We start from the raw sequence: 19833 nt of genomic DNA on the forward strand, positions 1-19833 counted from the left end.
ATGACTGACTCCGCCCAGCAGTACGTCGAGGCGCTGCGGTCCACCCTCAAGGAGAACGAACGGCTGCGCCGCCAGAACGCGCAGCTGATCTCCGCGGCCGTCGAGCCGATCGCCATCGTGGGCATCGGCTGCCGCTACCCGGGCGGCGTCGGCTCCCCGGAGGAGCTGTGGGAGCTCGTCGGCGAGGGCCGCGACGCGATCGGCGGGTTCCCCACGGACCGCGGCTGGGATCTGGCGTCGCTGCACAGCGCCACGTCCGAGGGTGGCTTCCTGGCCGGCGTCGCCGACTTCGACGCGGGGTTCTTCGGCATCTCCCCGCGCGAGGCGGTGGCGATGGACCCGCAGCAGCGGCTCGTGCTGGAGACCTCGTGGGAGGCGCTGGAACGCGCCGGCATCGACCCGATGTCGCTGCGCGGCAGCCAGACCGGCGTGTTCGTCGGCACCACCGGGCAGGACTACGCCAGCCTGCTGGCCCGCACCGGCGACGACAACACCGTGTACGCGACGACCGCGGCCGTGGCCAGCGTGCTGTCCGGCCGGGTGTCGTACACCGCCGGTTTCGAGGGCCCCGCGGTCACGGTCGACACGGCGTGCTCGTCGTCGCTCGTGGCGACCCACCTGGCCGTGCAGGCGCTGCGCCACGGCGAGTGCACGCTCGCGCTGGCCGGTGGTGTGGCCGTGATGACCACCCCGACCGCGTTCGAGGCGTTCACCGCGCAGGGCGGCCTCGCCCCGGACGGGCGGTGCAAGTCCTTCGCCGCGGCCGCCGACGGCACGGGCTGGGCCGAGGGTGTCGGCCTGCTCGTCCTGGAACGACTCTCCGACGCCCAGCGCCACGGCCACCCGATCCTGGCCGTGATCCGGGGGACCGCGGTCAACTCCGACGGCGCCTCCAACGGCCTGACCGCACCCAACGGCCCCTCCCAGCGCCGGGTCATCCGGGCCGCCCTGGACAACGCGGGGCTGCGGCCCGCCGACGTGGACGCGGTCGAGGCGCACGGCACCGGCACCCGGCTCGGCGACCCGATCGAGGCGCAGGCGCTGCTGGCCACGTACGGGCAGGACCGGGAGGACCCGCTGCTGCTCGGGTCGGTCAAGTCGAACCTGGGGCACCCGCAGGGCGCCGCCGGAGTCGCCGGTGTGATCAAGATGGTGCAGGCGCTGCGCCACGGCGTGCTGCCCGCGACGCTGCACGTGGACGAGCGCACCCCGCACGTCGACTGGAGCGCGGGCTCCGTCGAGCTGCTCACCGAGCGGCGTTCGTGGCCGGCCACCGGGCGCCCGCGCCGGGCCGGTGTCTCCGCGTTCGGCGTCAGCGGCACCAACGCCCACGTCATCCTCGAACAGGCGCCCACGGTGGCGCCCGTCGAGGCGGACGAACCGGTGGTGCGGATGGGTGCCGTGCCGTGGCTGGTCTCCGGGCGCAGCGCCGCCGCGTTCGACGCCCAGGCCGCCCGCCTCGACGAGTTCCTCGCCGCGAACCCCGGGCTGCGCCCGCTGGACGTCGCGTACTCCCTCGCGGCGTCGCGGTCCAGCTTCGAGCACCGCGCGGTACGGCTGCGCACCGGCGACGACACGGTCGAGGTCGCGCGCGGGGTGGCGGGCGAGGGCCCGCTGGCGTTCCTGTTCACCGGTCAGGGCGCCCAGCGCGCCGGGATGGGCCGCGAGCTGGCCGCCCGCTTCCCGGTGTACGCGCGGGCGCTCGCCGACCTGGGCGTGGAGATCCCGGACGAGCTGGAGCAGACCGGCGCGGCGCAGCCCGCCCTGTTCGCGCTGGAGGTGGCGCTGTTCCGGCTGGTCGAGTCGTGGGGGGTGCGGCCGGACTTCCTGGCGGGGCACTCGATCGGCGAGATCGCGGCGGCGCACGTGGCCGGGGTGCTGTCCCAGGACGACGCGCTGCGCCTCGTGCGGGCGCGGGCCGAGCTGATGCAGGCGCTGCCCCCGGGCGGGGCCATGGTGGCGGTGCAGGCGTCCGAGGCCGACGTGCAACCCCTGCTCACCGCCGGGGTGTCGATCGCGGCGGTCAACGGCCCCCAGGCGATCGTGCTCTCCGGCGCCGAGGACGAGGTCCTCGCGATCGCGGCCCGGTTCGCCAAGACCAAGCGGCTGGCGGTGTCGCACGCCTTCCACTCGGTGCTGATGGAGCCGATGCTGGACGACTTCCGGCAGGTGGTGGAAACCCTGACGTTCCACCAGCCGCGGATCCCGGTCGTCGCGTCCGGCGACGTCACCGACCCGGAGTACTGGGTGTCGCACGTGCGCGACACGGTCCGGTTCGCCGACAACGTCGCCGCGCTGGCCGAACGCGGCGTGTCCCGGTTCCTGGAGCTGGGCCCGGACGGCGTGCTGTCCGCGATGGCGGCCGAGCTGCTCGGCGACGACGCCGTGGTGGTGCCGATCCTGCGCCGCGACCGCGACGAGGAGACCACCGCGCTGACCGCGCTCGCCCGCCTGCACGTCGCGGGTGTGCCGGTGCGGTGGGAGCGGCTGTTCGACGGCGCCGGTGCCCGGCGCGTCGACCTGCCCACGTACGCGTGGCAGCGGGAGCGCTACTGGCCCGCGGTGCACAGCGGCGTCGGTGACCTGCGCGCGGCCGGTCTCGGCGCGCTCGGCCACCCGCTGCTCGGCGCGGGGGTCGAACTCGCCGGTTCCGCCGGACACCTGTTCACCAGCCGGCTCTCGGTCAGCTCCCACCCGTGGCTGGCCGACCATGTCGTGCGCGGCAAGGTGCTGCTGTCCGGCACCGCGTTCGTGGAACTGGCGATCCGCGCCGGTGACGAGGTCGGCTGCGACCGGATCGAGGAACTGACCCTCACCGCGCCGCTGGTGCTTGCACCGGACGGCTCGGTGCAGGTCCAGGTGTCTGTGGAGCCCGCCGACGAGGCGGGGCGGCGGGCCGTGACCGTGCACTCGCGGCAGGACGGCGCCTGGCTCCTGCACGCCACCGGGGTCCTCAGCGCCGGCGCCACCGGCGCCACCACGGCGCCGTTCGACGCGACGGTGTGGCCCCCGGCCGGTGCCGAACCGGTCGACATCGACGGCGCCTACGAGCGGTTCGCGGCGGGCGGATTCGCGTACGGACCGAGCTACCGCGGCCTGCGCGCGGTGTGGGCCGCCGGTGACGAGGTGTTCGCCGAGGTGGCTGTGGAGTCCGGCGCGGAGACGTTCGGCCTGCACCCCGGGCTGCTCGACGCGTGCCTGCACGCCGCCGGGCTCGCCGACTTCGGCGCGATCAGCCGCGGCGGGCTGCCGTTCGCCTGGCGCGGGGTCACCCTGCACGCCGGGGGCGCCGCGCACGTCCGCGTCCGGCTGCGGCGGGCCGGGGACGCGATCAGCGTGGCCGTCGCCGACACCACCGGCGCGCCCGTGGCCTCCGTCGAGTCGCTGGTGGTCCGGGCCATCACCGCCGACGGGCTCGACGACGCGGCCGGTGTCGGCCGGGACTCGCTGTTCCGGGTCGCCTGGACGCCGGTCGCTCCGGGCGCCCCGGAGGCCGATGTCGCCCTGTCCGGTGTGGACCGCTTCGGCCTCGGCGTCGCCCCGCTGACGGCCACCGGCACCGCCCGCGTCGTGCTGCACCAGGTCGACACGGACGGTGACCCGGTCACGGCCGCCCACGCCGCCACGGCCGACGTGCTGGCCGCGATGCGGTGCTGGCTGACGGACGACCGGTTCGCCCACTCCCGCCTGGTGTTCCTGACCCGAGGCGGCGACCCGGCCAGCGGCAGCTCGTCCGTTTCCTCGGGCGAGCTGACGGTTTCCCCGGGCGGGCTGGCGGTGGCGGCGGTGGCCGGGCTGGTCGGGTCCGCGGCCGCGGAACACCCGGGCCGGTTCGCGCACATCGACCTCGCGGCGGGCACCGGATTCGCCGAGTTCGCGGGCGCCCTCACCCTCGACGAGCCGCGCCTGGCCGCCCGCGACGGTGGCCTGCTCGCGCCCCGCCTCACCCGGGTGACCGCGCCGGGTGAGCCGGCCACACCCGCGTGGCCCACCGGCGGCACGGTGTTGATCACCGGCGGCACCGGCGGCCTCGGCCGGCTGCTGGCCCGCCACCTGGTCACCGCACACGGGGTGCGCCGCCTGCTGCTGGTCAGCCGCACCGGCGAGGCCCGCACGTCGCCGCCCGCAGCCGGGCCCGGCCCGGCCTCCGGAGCCGCCGGGCCGGAGCCGGCCCGACTCGTCGACGAGCTGGCCGCGCTGGGTGCCGACGTGACCGTGGCCGCCTGCGACGTCACCGACCGCGACGCCCTCGCCGACCTCGTCGCCCGCCACGACATCACCGCCGTCGTGCACACCGCGGCGGTGCTCGACGACGGCGTCATCGACGCGCTCACCCCGCAACGAATGGACACCGTGCTGCGGCCCAAGGTGGACGCCGCCTGGCACCTGCACGAACTGCTTCCCGACGTACGGGTCTTCGCGGTCTTCTCCTCCGCCGCGGCCAGTTTCGGCGTACCCGGGCAGGGCAACTACGCCGCCGGGAACGCCTTCCTGGACGCCCTGGTCCGCCACCGCCGCGCGCAGGGCCGGCCGGGACTGTCGCTGGCGTGGGGGGCGTGGGACCCCGAGACGGGCGGCATGACCAGCGCGCTGAGCGGCGCCGACATGGCCAGGATGGCGCGTACCGGCCTGCCGCCGCTGACCGCCGCGCAGGGACTCGCCCTGTTCGACGCGGCGGTGGCCGGCGACGACGCCGTGGTCCTGCCGATCCGGCTGGACCTGGCTGTCCTGCGTACCCAGAGCGACCTGCCGCCGCTGCTGCGCGGCCTGATCCGCGGCCGGTCGCGCCGCGCCACCACCGCCGGCGGCCTCGCCCAGCGCCTCGCCGGACTCGACGACACCGCCCGCGCCGACGCGCTACTGGCCCTGGTGCGCGCGCAGGTCGCCGCGGTCCTCAGCTATCCGGGCGCCGAAGCCGTCGACCCGGCACGCGCCTTTCAGGATCTCGGGTTCGACTCGCTCACCGCGGTCGAACTGCGCAACCAGCTCGCCACCGAGACCGGCCTGCGGCTGCCCGCCACCCTCGTCTTCGACTACCCGAGCTCGGCCGCGCTCGCCGATCACCTGCGGCAGGAGCTTTTCGGTACGGGCGAAGCGGCCGTCCCGCAGCCGCCGCAACTCACCTCGGTGACCGACGACCCCATCGTGGTGGTGGGCATGGCGTGCCGCTACCCGGGTGGGGTGACGACACCCGAGGAACTGTGGCAGCTGGTGCTGGACGGCGCCGACGCCATCACCGGCTTCCCGGTCAACCGCGGCTGGGACCTCGACGGCCTGTACGACCCCGACCCCGACGTGCCCGGCCACACCCATGTCGTCGAGGGTGGCTTCCTGCACGGCGCGGGCGACTTCGACCCCGACTTCTTCGGCATGTCCCCCCGCGAGGCGCTGGCCACGGACCCCCAGCAGCGCCTGCTGCTGACGGTGTCCTGGGAGGCCGTCGAACGGGCCGGCATCGACCCGGCGTCGCTGCGCGGCAGCCGCACCGGGGTGTTCGCCGGTGTGATGTCCAACGACTACGGATTCCTGCTGGAGGGTGACGAGTTCGAGAACTTCCGGGGCACCGCCAGCTCGATGAGCGTGGTGAGCGGGCGGGTCGCGTACACGCTGGGCCTGGAGGGTCCGGCGGTGACGGTCGACACGGCCTGTTCGTCGTCGCTGGTGGGTCTGCACATGGCGGCGCACGCGCTGCGGCAGGGCGAGTGCGACCTGGCCCTGGCCGGCGGCGTGACCGTGATGTCGACCCCGGCACCGTTCGTGGTGTTCTCCCGGCAGCGCGGCCTGGCCGCCGACGGCCGGTCGAAGTCGTTCGCCGACGCGGCCGACGGCGTCGCCTGGTCCGAGGGCGCCGGCATGCTCGTCCTGGAACGGCTCTCCGACGCCCGCCGCAACGGGCACGAGGTGCTGGGTGTGCTGCGGGGTTCCGCCGTCAACTCCGACGGCGCGTCGAACGGTCTCACCGCACCCAACGGCCCGTCGCAGCAGCGGGTGATCCGCCAGGCGCTGGCCAGCGGTGGACTCCGCACCGCGGACGTCGACGTGGTGGAGGCGCACGGCACCGGCACCACCCTGGGCGACCCGATCGAGGCGCAGGCGCTGCTCGCGACGTACGGTCAGGATCGGGACGTTCCGCTGCTGCTCGGGTCGATCAAGTCGAACATCGGTCATGCGCAGGCGGCCGCGGGTGTGGCCGGCATCATCAAGATGATCATGGCGATGCGGCATGGTGTGGTGCCCCGGACACTGCACGTCGACGCGCCGTCGTCGCACGTCGACTGGTCCGCGGGCGCCGTCGAGCTGGTGACCGCACCGGTCGGCTGGCCCGCCGCCGCCGGCCGGCCGCGCCGGGCGGCGGTGTCGTCGTTCGGCGTCAGCGGCACGAACGCCCACGTGGTGATCGAGCAGGCCCCTGCCGTCGAGGTCCCGGTTGCGCAGACCCCGAGCCTCGGGCTGGTGCCGCTGGTCGTCTCCGGCAAGTCGGCGCCGGCTCTGGACGCGCAGATCGCCCGGTTGCCCGTGGGGGTGTCGCCGCGCGACCTCGGATTCTCGCTGGTGGAGTCCCGGGCGTCGTTCGGTCACCGGGCGGTCCTGCTCGCCTCCGCGCGGGAAACCGTCGAGGTGGCCCGTGGTGCGGCGGGCGACGGTCTGGTGGCGTTGCTGTTCGCGGGTCAGGGTTCGCAGCGTCTCGGTATGGGTCGGGAGTTGTATGCCCGGTTCCCGGTGTTCGCGGAGGCTTTCGACGCGGTCACCGCGCAGCTTGGTCTTCCGCTCGTGGACGTGGTGTGGGGTGAGGATTCCGTCGCGCTGAGCCGGACGGGGATGGCGCAGCCGGCGTTGTTCGCGCTTGAGGTGGCGTTGTTCCGGTTGGTGGAGTCGTGGGGTGTGCGCCCTGATGTTGTGGCGGGGCATTCGATCGGTGAGATCGCGGCGGCGCATGTGGCCGGGGTGTTGTCGTTGGCGGATGCGTGTGTGTTGGTCGGGGCGCGGGCCCGGTTGATGCAGCAGCTGCCGTCTGGTGGGGCGATGGTCGCGGTGGCGGCGTCGGAGGCGGAGGTGTTGCCGCTGCTCACCGGCGGGGTGTCGGTCGCGGCGGTGAACGGCCCGGACGCGGTGGTGTTGTCCGGGGTGGAGGCTGAAGTTCTCGCGGTCGCGGCCGGGTTTGAGCGGTCGAAGCGGTTGTCGGTGTCGCATGCGTTCCATTCGGTGTTGATGGATCCGATGTTGGACGAGTTCCGGGCGGTGGTTGGCGGGTTGACCTTCCAGCCGCCGCGGATTGCGGTGCAGGCTGCTGGGGATGTGACCGATCCGGAGTTCTGGGTGTCGCATGTGCGGGACACGGTCCGGTTCGCCGACAACCTGGCGGAGCTCGCCCAACGCGGGGTGTCGCGGTTCCTGGAGGTGGGTCCGGACGGGGTGTTGTCCGGGATGGTTGCCGGTGTGGTGCCGGACGGGGCTGTGGTGGTGCCGGTGCTGCGGCGGGACCGGTCGGAGGAGGCCGCTGCGGTGACGGCGCTGGCGAAGCTGCATGTCGCCGGGGTCGCTGTGGACTGGGCGCCGCTGGTCGCGGGCGGCCGCCGGATCGACCTGCCGACCTATCCCTTCCAGAACGAGTGGTTCTGGGCGCCGCCGGTCACCCGCGCGGCGGACACGACCCAGCTCGGCCTCTCCGAGGCGGGCCATCCACTGCTGGGCGCCGCCGTCGAGCTGGCCGGCTCGGACGGGTACCTGTTCACCAGCAGACTGTCGCTGCGTACGCACCCCTGGCTGGCCGATCACGTCATCGACGGCCGGGTCCTGCTGCCCGGCACCGCGTTCGTCGAACTGGCCCTGCGCGCGGGCGAGGAGACCGGCAGCGACCGGATCGACGACCTCACGCTCGCCGCGCCGTTGGTGTTGCCCGACGACGGCGGGGTGCGCCTGCAGGTGTCGCTCGGTCCCGCCGACGAGTCGGGCCGCCGTACGGTCGGCGTCTACTCGCACCGCGAGGACGCGGCGGACACGGGATGGACGCAGCACGCGACCGGACTGCTCGGCACCGGCACCGATCCGGCGGCGTTCGATGCGGCGGCGTTCGATGCGGCGGCGTGGCCACCGGCCGGCGCCGAACCGGTCGACATCGCCGGTTGCTACGAGCGGTTCGCCGCGAACGGCTTCGCGTACGGTCCGGCGTTCCAGGGCCTGCGGGCGGTGTGGCGGCGCGGCGACGACGTCTTCGCCGACGTGGCCCTGCCGCAGGACGTGCCCGCCGGCGGGTTCGCGCTGCACCCCGCACTGCTCGACGCGGTGCTGCACACGGCCGGCTTCGGCGTGCTCGACGCAGGTGGCCTGCCGTTCAGCTGGGAAGACGTGTCGCTGCACGCGGCGGGCGCCGAGGCGGTGCGGGTCCGGATGTCCCCGGTCGGCGACCGGGCGATGGCCATCGCGATCGCCGACGAGACCGGTGCCCCGGTCGCGACCGTGAGTTCCCTGACGGTGCGCCCGGTGGACGCCGCCGCGCCGGCCGCCGTCACCGCCGTCGGCCGCGACTCCCTGTTCGCCGTCGACTGGGCGCCCGTCGCAGTTCCGGCGGGCGGCGTGGAATCGGCGTCGTGGCGGGAGCTGGGCGCCTCGGTTCCGGCCGTGGTGACGTACGAGGTCGCCGGCGGCGCCGACGTCGTGGCGTCGGTGCACACGGTGACGGCGCAGGCGCTGGCGGTCATCCAGGAATGGGTCGCGGACGAGCGGTTCGCCGACGCCCGCCTGGCGTTCGTGACCCGGGGTGCCACGACGGGTGCGGACCTGGCCGGGGCCGCCGTGTGGGGGCTGGTGCGGTCGGCGCAGTCGGAGCACCCGGGCCGTTTCGCGTTGGTGGACGTGGACGGCGACGTCCCGGTGGAGGCGTTCTCGCGGGTGCTGGCGCTCGACGAGCCGCAGCTGCGGGTACGCGCCGGTGAGGTCCGCGCGGCCCGGCTGGTGCGGGCGGCGGCGCAACCACCGGTGGTGTGGGACGCCGACGACACCGTGATGATCACCGGTGGTGGGGGAGCCCTCGGCGGCGTGGTCGCCCGTCACCTGGTGGGTCAGGGCGTGCGGAAGCTGCTGCTGGTCAGCCGCAGTGGCGGCGGAGCGGACCTGGCCGCCGAGCTGTCCCCGGCGGGCGCCGAGGTGACCGTCGCGGCATGTGACCTCGCCGACCGGGCGGCACTGGCCGCGCTGTTGGACACGCACGAGGTGTCGGCGGTCGTCCACGCGGCCGCGGTGCTCGACGACGGCGTGCTCGGGTCGTTGAACCCGCAGCGGATGTCCGCGGTGCTGCGCCCGAAGGTGGACGCGGCGTGGCACCTGCACGAGATGCTGCCCGACCTGAAGGCCTTCGTGCTGTTCTCCTCGGCCGCCGCCACGATCGGCGCGCCCGGCCAGGGCAGCTACGCGGCCGGGAACGCCTTCCTGGACGCGCTGGCGCAGCACCGGCGTGCCACGGGCGCACCGGCGGTGTCGCTGGCGTGGGGAGCGTGGACCGTCGGCCTGGCCGGTGGCCTGGCCGAGACGGACCGGGCCCGGCTGGCCCGCTCCGGCATGCCCGCACTGACGGTCGAGCAGGGCCTTACCCTGTTCGACGCCGCCCTGAACGCCGAGCAGGCCACCGTGCTGCCGTTCCGGCTCGACCTCAACGCCCTGCGCGCCACCGAGGTGGCTCCGCTGCTGCGCGGCCTGGTCCGCGTACGCGCCCGCCGGCAGGTCAGCGGTGCGGCCGCGACGAGCCTGACCCGACGGCTGTCCGCCCTCGACGGCACCGAGCGCGCGTCCGCCCTGAGCGAGCTGGTGCGCGCCGAGGTCGCCGCGGTGCTCGGCCGTGCCGGAGCGGCCACCGTCGACCCCCGCCGGGCCTTCCGCGACCTGGGCTTCGATTCGCTGACCGCGGTGGAGTTGCGCAACCGGCTCGGTGCGGCGACGGGTCTGCGCCTGCCCGCGACGCTGGTGTTCGACTACCCCACCTCCGAGGTGCTGGCCGGGTATCTGCTGGGTGAGTTGTTCGAGGCCACGCCCGAGACGGGCCCGGTGGCGCCCGCGTCGGTGTCCACCGCCGACGACCCGGTCGTGATCGTGGGGATGGCGTGCCGGTTCCCGGGCGGGGTGAGTTCGCCGGAAGCGTTGTGGCGGCTGGTCTCCGAGGGCGTCGACGCGATCACCGAGTTCCCCACCAATCGCGGCTGGGACACCGACGGCCTCTACCACCCGGATCCGGATCACCCGGGTACGACCTACACGCGCCACGGTGGTTTCCTGCACGACGCGGGCGAGTTCGACCCGGAGTTCTTCGGGATGTCGCCGCGTGAGGCGCTGGCCACCGACTCCCAGCAGCGGCTGCTGCTGGAGACCTCGTGGGAGGTTCTGGAGCGGGCGGGGATCGACCCGGTGTCGCTGCGGGGCAGCCGCACCGGTGTGTTCGCCGGTGTGATGTACAACGACTACGGCCTGCTGCTGGCCGGCGGTGAAGGCGCCGAGGGCTACCAGGGTCAGGGAAGTTCCGGCAGCATCGCGTCGGGCCGGGTCGCGTACACGTTCGGGTTCGAAGGGCCGGCGGTGACGGTCGACACGGCCTGTTCGTCGTCGCTGGTGGCGATGCACCTCGCGGCGCAGGCGCTGCGGGCGGGCGAGTGCACCCTCGCGGTGGCCGGTGGTGTGACCGTGATGTCGTCGCCGCAGGCGTTCGTCGGCTTCTCCCGCCAGCGCGGGCTCTCGATCGACGGCCGATCTAAGGCGTTCGCCGAGGGCGCGGACGGGGTCGGCTGGTCGGAAGGCGTCGGCCTGCTGCTCCTGGAACGCCAGTCCGATGCGGTCCGCAACGGTCACCGGGTCCTGGCCGTCGTGCGGGGCAGTGCGGTGAATCAGGATGGCGCGTCGAATGGTCTGACGGCGCCGAATGGTCCGTCGCAGCAGCGGGTGATCCGGCAGGCGTTGGCTAGTGGTGGCTTGTCGACGGCGGATGTGGATGTGGTGGAGGCGCACGGTACCGGCACCACGCTGGGTGACCCGATCGAGGCGCAGGCGCTGCTGGCGACGTACGGGCAGGGTCGGGAGTTCCCGTTGTTGCTGGGGTCGGTGAAGTCGAACATCGGTCATGCGCAGGCGGCTGCTGGTGTGGCTGGTGTGATCAAGATGGTGATGGCGATGCGGCATGGGATGGTGCCGCGTACGTTGCATGTGGATGCGCCGTCGTCGCACGTGGACTGGGAGTCTGGTGCGGTCGAGTTGTTGACTGAGGCGCGGTTGTGGCCGGAGTCGGGTCGGGTGCGGCGGGCGGGTGTGTCGTCGTTCGGGATCAGTGGCACGAACGCGCACGTGGTGATCGAGCAAGGCCCGGTCGTTGCCGAGTCTGATCCGGTCGACGCGCCCGGGGTCGTGCCGTTCGTGGTGTCGGCCAAGTCGTCTGCCGCGCTGGACGAGCAGATCGCCCGCCTGGGGACCGTCGACGAGGCACCGATCGACGTCGCGTTCTCGCTGGTGACCACCCGGGCGACCCTGGACCGGCGAGCCGTGCTCCTGGCGACTCCCGATGGTGTCCGCGAGGTGGCCCGGGGCACGGCCGGCGAGGGCTCGCTGGCGTTCCTGTTCACGGGCCAGGGTTCGCAGCGCCTCGGGATGGGCCGGGAGTTGTATGCCCGGTTCCCGGTGTTCGCCGAGGCGTTCGACGCGGTGACAGCCGAGCTGGACCTTCCCCTCAAGGACGTGGTCTGGGGTGACGACGCGGCAGCACTCGATGACACGGGTATGGCGCAGCCCGCGCTGTTCGCCCTTGAGGTGGCGTTGTTCCGGTTGGTGGAGTCGTGGGGTGTGCGCCCCGATGTGCTGGCGGGGCATTCGATTGGTGAGGTCGCGGCGGCGCATGTCGGCGGGGTGTTGTCGCTGGAGGATGCGTGTGCGTTGATCGCGGCGCGGGCTCGGTTGATGCAGGCGCTGCCGGCGGGTGGGGCGATGGTGGCGGTCCAGGGGTCGGAGGCCGAGGTGCTTCCGTTGCTCACTGGCGGGGTGTCGATCGCGGCGGTGAACGGCCCGGAGGCGGTGGTGCTGTCCGGGGTCGAGGATGAGGTTCTGGCCGTGGCGGCTCGGTTCGAGCGGTCGAGGCGGCTGTCGGTGTCGCATGCGTTCCATTCGGTGTTGATGGAGCCGATGCTGGACGACTTCCGGCAGGTGATCGAAACGCTGACGTTCCATCAGCCGCGGATTCCGATCCAGGCCTGCGGGGATGTGACCGATCCCGGGTACTGGGTGTCGCATGTGCGGGACACGGTCCGGTTCGCGGACAACCTGACGGCGTTGACCGGGCGAGGAGTGACCAGGTTCCTGGAGATCGGCCCGGATGGGGTGTTGTCCGCGCTGGTCGGGGATGCGGTGCCGCTGTTGCGCCGTGACCGCCCCGAGGAGATCACCGCCGTGACCGCGTTGGCCCGGCTGCACGTGGCCGGGGTCGCGGTGGACTGGGCGCCACTGCTCGCCGGCGGGCGCCGCGTCGACCTGCCCACCTACGCCTTCCAACGGGAAATCTTCTGGCCCGCCGCAGGCCACCACACCGGTGACCCGGCCGGGCTGGGCCTGGCCGACGCCGGACATCCGTTGCTGGGCGCGAGCGTGGCCCTGGCCGGTACGGACGGATACCTGTTCACCAGCAGGCTGTCGCTGAGCGCCCAGCCGTGGCTGGCCGACCACGTCATCAACGGCCAGGTCCTGCTGCCCGGCACCGCCTTCGTCGAACTGGCCCTGCGCGCCGGCGACGAGGTCGGCTGCGACCGCATCGACGAGCTGACCCTGGCGGCGCCGCTGGTGCTGCCCGACGACGGCGCGGTGCACCTGCAGGTGGCCGTCGCCGCCCCCGACGAGGACGGCCGCCGCACCATCAACATCCACGCGCGGCCCGAAGGATCGCCCGACACGGCGTGGACACGGCACGCGACCGGGCTGCTGAGCACCGGTGCCGCGCCCGCGACATTCGACGCCGCCGCGTGGCCGCCGCCGGGTGCGCAGCCCGTGGACATCACCGGCTGCTACGAGAACTTCGCGGCGGCCGGCTTCGCGTACGGTCCGGCGTTCCAGGGCTTGCGCGCGGTGTGGCGGCAGGGCGAGGACCTGTACGCCGACGTCGCCGTACCAGACGGGACCGGCGCCGAGGCGTTCGGACTCCACCCGGCCCTGCTTGACGCGGTGCTGCACGCCGCCGGGTTCGGCATGCTCGACGCGAGCGGTCTGCCCTTCTCCTGGGAGGGCGTGACGCTGTACGCCACCGGCGCGACCGCGGTCCGGGCCCGGGTGTCGCCCCTCGGCGACGCGACGATGAGCATCGCGATCGCCGACCCCACCGGCCTGCCCGTGGCCGGTATCGGCGCCCTGGCCGTACGCCCGGCCGGCACCACCGACCCGGCCGACACCGCCGGCAGCGTCCAGGACTCCATGTTCACGATCGACTGGGCGCCGGTTCAGGTCCCGGCCTCCGGAGTGGACACGACATCCTGGGCGGAACTGGGCGCCGTTGTCCCGCCCGTGGTGACATATGACGTCGCCGGTGGTGGTGACGTGGTGGAGTCGGTGCATGCGTTGACCGCGTCGGTGTTGGAGGTGGTTCAGCGGTGGCTGGCCGAGCCGCGCTGGGACGGTGCCCGTCTGGTGTTTGTGACCCGGGGCGCCACGACGGGTGTGGATCTGGCCGGGGCTGCGGTGTGGGGGCTGGTGCGGTCGGCGCAGTCGGAGAATCCGGGCCGTTTCGGGCTGTTGGATGTGGACGGTGTCGTGGAGGCGGGTGTGGTGGCGCGGGCGTTGGCGTCCGACGAGCCGCAGTTGCTGGTGCGTGGGACGGAGGTGTTCGCGGCGAGGTTGGTGCGGGTTGCCACCCGGCCGGCTGTGCGGTGGGGTGCCGGGGACACTGTGCTGATCACCGGGGGTGGCGGGGGTCTCGGCCGGTTGGTCGCGCGGCATCTCGCCGGTCAGGGTGTCGGGACGCTGGTGCTGGCGAGCCGCAGTGGCGGCGGGGTGGAGCTGGCCGCCGAGGTGGGTGCCTCGGTGGTGGTGGAGGCGTGTGACGTGACGGACCGCGCGGCGCTGGCGGAGCTTGTGGGCCGGTACCGGTTCACGGCGGTGGTGCACGCGGCGGCGGTGCTGGACGACGGTGTGATCGGGTCGTTGACGCCGGACCGGTTGGCGGGGGTGCTGCGGCCGAAGGTGGACGCGGCGTGGCATCTGCACGAGCTGCTGCCTGAGGCCAAGGCGTTCGTGATGTTCTCCTCGGCCGCCGGAACGTTCGGGAACCCGGGGCAGGGTAGCTACGCGGCGGGTAACGCTTTCCTGGACGCGCTGGCGCGGCATCGGCGGGCGTCCGGCGCGGCGGCGGTGTCGCTGGCCTGGGGCGCATGGACCGTCGGCCTGGCCGGTGATCTGGCCGAGGCGGACCAGGCGCGGATCGCGCGCTCCGGCATGCCGCCGCTGACGGCCGAGCAGGGACTCGCGCTGTTCGACACCGCCCTCGGCGCCGAGCCCGCGACCGTACTGCCGCTGCGCGTCGACCTGCCGGTGCTGCGGAGCCTGCCCGAGGTCGCGCCGTTGTGGCGGGGCCTGGTCAAGCGCCGCGTGCGGCGTGCGGCCGCCGGCTCGCGCCCTGCGGCGGACCTGGTGGCCCGGTTGTCACCGTTGCCGCAGGAAGGCCGGCGGGACGCACTGCTCGAACTGGTACGAGCCGAAGTGGCCGGCGTACTCGGGCATGCGGCTGCGGCCGCCGTCGATCCCGAGCGGGCGTTCCGCGACCTGGGTTTCGACTCGCTGACCGCCGTCGAGTTGCGCAACCGCCTCGGCGCGGCCACCGGCCTGCGCCTGCCCGCCACCCTCGTCTTCGACTACCCGACCACCGAACTGCTGGCCACGTACGTGCTCGGCGAGCTGTTCGACGACACCGCCGAACCGGTGTCGGCGCTACCGGCACTGGTGTCCACCGCCGACGACCCGGTCGTGATCGTGGGCATGGCGTGCCGGTTCCCGGGCGGGGTGAGCTCGCCGGAGGACCTGTGGCGGCTGGTGGCCGACGGCACCGACGCCGTCACCCCGTTCCCCACCAACCGGGGCTGGCACACCGAGCTGCTGTACCACCCGAGCCCCGACAACCCCGGCACCTCGTACACCCGGCAGGGTGGCTTCCTGCACGACGCCGACCAGTTCGACCCCGAGTTCTTCGGGATGTCACCACGGGAGGCGCTGGCCACCGACTCCCAGCAGCGCCTGCTGCTCCAGACCACCTGGGAGGCGCTCGAACGCGCCGGGATCGACCCGGCGTCGCTACGCGGCAGCCGCACCGGCTTCTTCGCCGGCGTGATGTACAACGACTACGCCCACATGCTCGACCCCAAGGACTTCGACGGCCAGCGCGGCATGGGCAGCTCCGGCAGCCTCGCCTCCGGGCGGGTCGCGTACACGTTCGGTTTCGAGGGTCCCGCCATCACCGTCGATACGGCCTGCTCGTCGTCGCTGGTGGCGATGCACTGGGCCATGCAGGCGCTGCGGGCGGGGGAGTGCACCCTCGCCCTGGCCGGCGGTGTCACGGTCATGTCCTCGCCCGGCACCTTCATCGAGTTCTCCCGCCAGCGCGGCCTCTCCCCGGACGGCCGATCCAAGGCGTTCGCCGACAGCGCCGACGGTGTCGGCTGGGGCGAAGGCGTCGGCCTGCTCGTCCTGGAACGGCTGTCCGATGCGGTCCGCAACGGTCACCGGGTCCTGGCGGTCGTGCGGGGTAGTGCGGTGAATCAGGATGGCGCGTCGAATGGTCTGACGGCGCCGAATGGTCCGTCGCAGCAGCGGGTGATCCGGCAGGCGTTGGCTAGTGGTGGCTTGTCGACGGCGGATGTGGATGTGGTGGAGGCGCACGGTACGGGTACGACGTTGGGTGATCCGATTGAGGCGCAGGCGTTGCTGGCGACGTACGGGCAGGGTCGGGAGTTCCCGTTGTTGCTGGGGTCGGTGAAGTCGAACATCGGTCATGCGCAGGCGGCTGCCGGGGTCGCGGGTGTGATCAAGATGGTGATGGCGATGCGGCATGGGATGGTGCCGCGTACGTTGCATGTGGATGCGCCGTCGTCGCACGTGGACTGGGAGTCTGGTGCGGTCGAGTTGTTGACTGAGGCGCGGTTGTGGCCGGAGTCGGGTCGGGTGCGGCGGGCGGGTGTGTCGTCGTTCGGGATCAGTGGCACGAACGCGCACGTGGTGATCGAGCAGGGCCCGGTCGTTGCCGAGTCTGATCCGGTCGACGCGCCCGGGGTCGTGCCGTTCGTGGTGTCCGCGAAGTCGGCGACCGCTCTCGACGAGCAGATCGCCCAGATCATCGGCGCTGACAAGCCGGCCCTGGACGTGGCGTTCTCGCTGGTCACCACCAGGTCCCAGCTACCGCACCGGGCCGTGTTGCTGTCCGGCGCGGACGGCGCGGTGGAGGTCGCGCGGGGCAGCGCCGGCGCTGGTCTGCTGGCGTTCCTGTTCACGGGCCAGGGTTCGCAGCGCTTGGGGATGGGTCGGGAGTTGTATGGCCGGTTCCCGGTGTTCGCGGAGGCGTTCGACGCGGTGGCGGCGGAGCTGAACCTGTACCTGGATCTGCCGTTGGAGGACGTGGTCTGGGGCCAGGACGCGGCGGCGCTGGATCAGACTGGAACGGCGCAGCCGGCGCTGTTCGCGCTTGAGGTGGCTCTGTTCCGGCTGGTGGAGTCGTGGGGTGTGCGCCCCGACGTGCTGGCCGGGCATTCGATCGGTGAGGTCGCGGCGGCGCATGTCGGCGGGGTGTTGTCCCTCGACGATGCGTGTGCGTTGATCGCGGCGCGGGCTCGGTTGATGCAGGCGCTGCCGGCGGGTGGGGCGATGGTGGCGGTCCGGGCGGCGGAGGCCGACGTGCTGCCGCTGCTCACGAGCGGGGTGTCGATCGCGGCGGTGAACGGCCCGGAGGCGGTGGTGCTGTCCGGAGTCGAGGATGAGGTTCTGACGCTGGCGGCGCGCTGGGAGCACAAGCGGTTGAGTGTGTCGCATGCGTTCCATTCGGTGTTGATGGAGCCGATGCTGGACGACTTCCGGCAGGTGATCGAAACGCTGACGTTCCGTCAGCCGCGGATTCCGATCCAGGCCTGCGGGGATGTGACCGATCCCGGGTACTGGGTGTCGCATGTGCGGGACACGGTCCGGTTCGCCGACAACCTGACGGCGTTGACCGGGCGAGGAGTGGCCAGGTTCCTGGAGATCGGCCCGGATGGGGTGTTGTCCGCGCTGGTCGGGGATGCGGTGCCGCTGTTGCGCCGTGACCGTGATGAGGAGACCGCTGTCCTGACCGCCTTGGCCCGGCTGCACGTGGCTGGCGTCGCGGTGGACTGGGCGCCACTCGTCGCCGGCGGGCGCCGCGTCGACCTGCCCACCTACGCCTTCCAACGGCTGCGGTTCTGGCCCGCCGGTGGTGCCATCGCCACCGACCTCGCCGCCGCCGGTCTGCACAGCGCCGACCACCCCCTGCTCGGCGCGGAAGTCGAGCTGGCCGGGACAGCCGGCCACCTGTTCACCAGCAGACTGTCACTGTCATCCCAGCCGTGGCTGGCCGACCACGTCATCAACGGCCAGATCCTGCTGCCCGGCACCGCCTTCGTCGAACTGGCCCTGCGCGCCGGCGACGAGGTCGGCTGCGACCGCATCGACGAGCTGACCCTGGCGGCGCCGCTGGTGCTGCCCGACGACGGATCGGTTCAGGTCCAGGTGTCCGTGGACGGCGCCGACGAGTCACGTCGGTGCGCGGTGGCGGTGCACTCCTGGCAGGACGACACCTGGGTGCGGCATGCGACAGGCTTCCTGACCAGCGGTGGCGCACCGGCGGCGTTCGACGCCACGGTGTGGCCGCCGGCCGGTGCCGAACCGGTGGACATCACCGGCTGCTACGACCGGTTCGCGGCGGCCGGCTTCGAATACGGCCCCGCCTTCCAGGGACTTCGCGCCGTCTGGCGGCACGGCGATGATCTGTACGCCGAGATCGGCCTGCCCGACGGCACGGACACCTCCGGGTACGGGCTGCATCCCGCCCTGCTGGACGCCGTCCTGCACACCGCCGGCTTCGGCGACGACTCCCGCAGCGCCCTGCCGTTCGCCTGGGAAGGCGTCAGCCTGCACGCGACCGGAGCGACGGCGGTACGGGTCCGGATGTCGTTCATCGGCGACGCCACGATGTCGATCCAGGTCGCCGACCCTGCGGGCCGCCCCGTCGTATCGGTCGACTCGCTGACGACCCGCGTTCCCGTCTCGGAGCAGAACGCCGACGGACGGGACTCGCTGTTCGGGCTCGACTGGAAGCAGTTGACCCTGCCCGCCGAGCCGGTCGAGGTCGTGCCCTGGGACGAGGTCGGCGCCTCCGCTCCGTCCGTGGTGACGTATGAGGTCGCCGGTGGTGGTGACGTGGTGGAGTCGGTGCATGCGTTGACCGCGTCGGTGTTGGAGGTGGTTCAGCGGTGGCTGGCCGAGCCGCGTTGGGACGGTGCCCGTCTGGTGTTTGTGACCCGGGGTGCCACGACCGGTGCGGACCTGGCCGGGGCTGCGGTGTGGGGCCTGGTGCGGTCGGCGCAGGCGGAGAATCCGGGCCGGTTCGTGCTGGTGGATGTGGACGGCGACGCGGACGGGTTGATCCCGCGGGCCCTCGCGTGTGACGAGCCGCAGCTCTGGCTGCGTGGCGGCGAGGTGCTCGGGGCGCGGCTGGTCCGGGTCCCGGCGGCCGCGCCGGTGGTGTGGGACGCCGACGACACGGTGTTGATCACCGGGGGTGGCGGGGGTCTCGGCCGGTTGGTCGCGCGGCATCTCGCCGGTCAGGGTGTCGGGACGCTGGTGCTGGCGAGCCGCAGTGGCGGCGGGGTGGGGCTGGCCGCCGAGGTGGGTGCCTCGGTGGTGGTGGAGGCGTGTGACGTGACGGACCGCGCGGCGCTGGCGGAGCTTGTGGGCCGGTACCGGTTCACGGCGGTGGTGCACGCGGCGGCGGTGCTGGACGATGGTGTGATCGGGTCGTTGACGCCGGACCGGTTGGCGGGGGTGCTGCGGCCGAAGGTGGACGCGGCGTGGCATCTGCACGAGCTGCTGCCTGAGCTGAAGGCGTTCGTGATGTTCTCCTCGGCCGCCGGAACCTTCGGCAACGCCGGTCAAGGCAACTACGCGGCTGCCAACGCGTTCCTGGACGCGCTGGCCGCGCAGCGCCGGGCGAGCGGCCGCCCCGCCGTGTCGCTGGCCTGGGGCGCGTGGACCGTCGGCCTGGCCGAGACACTGTCCGAAGCGGAAGTGACCCGGATCGCGCGATCCGGCATGCCGCCGCTGACGGCCGAGCAGGGACTCGCCCTGTTCGACGCCGCCCTCGGCGCCGAGCCCGCGACCGTACTGCCGTTCCGCCTCGACCTTGCCGTCCTGCGCGCCCGCGACGAGATCCCCCCGCTGCTGCGGGGACTGATCCGCGTCCGTACCCGCCGGCCGGCCACGCAGTCGGCGGCCGCGTCCGGCCTGGTGGCGCGGTTGTCGCCGCTACCGCGGGAAGGCCGGCGGGAGGCACTGCTGGAGCTGGTACGCGCCGAGGTGGCCGCGGTGCTCGGGCATGCGGGCCCCGGCGCGGTGGACCCGGTCCGGGCGTTCCGCGAACTCGGGTTCGACTCGCTCACGGCGGTGGAGCTGCGCAACCGGCTCGGCGCGGCCACGGGCCTGCGCCTGCCCGCCACCCTCGTCTTCGACTACCCCACCTCCGAGGTGCTGGCCGGGTACCTGCTGGGTGAGCTGTTCGAGGCCACGCCCGAGGCGGACACCCCACTGCCCGCCCTGGTGTCCACCACCGAC

1 protein-coding gene (running past one end of the window) is annotated in these 19833 nt (G+C 73.3%); it reads left to right on the plus strand.

Going from position 1 to position 19833, the window contains the following annotated elements; genetic code table 11:
* Positions 1-19833 carry the 5' portion of a type I polyketide synthase gene (locus tag EV385_RS35455; RefSeq protein ID WP_130512580.1) on the plus strand. 9960 nt of this gene lie beyond the right edge of the window, so the window shows 19833 of its 29793 coding nt (coding positions 1-19833); it begins with the start codon at positions 1-3; its stop codon lies off the right edge, out of view.

It is taken from the genome of Krasilnikovia cinnamomea, from assembly GCF_004217545.1.
Classification (GTDB): Bacteria; Actinomycetota; Actinomycetes; order Mycobacteriales; family Micromonosporaceae; genus Actinoplanes; species Actinoplanes cinnamomeus.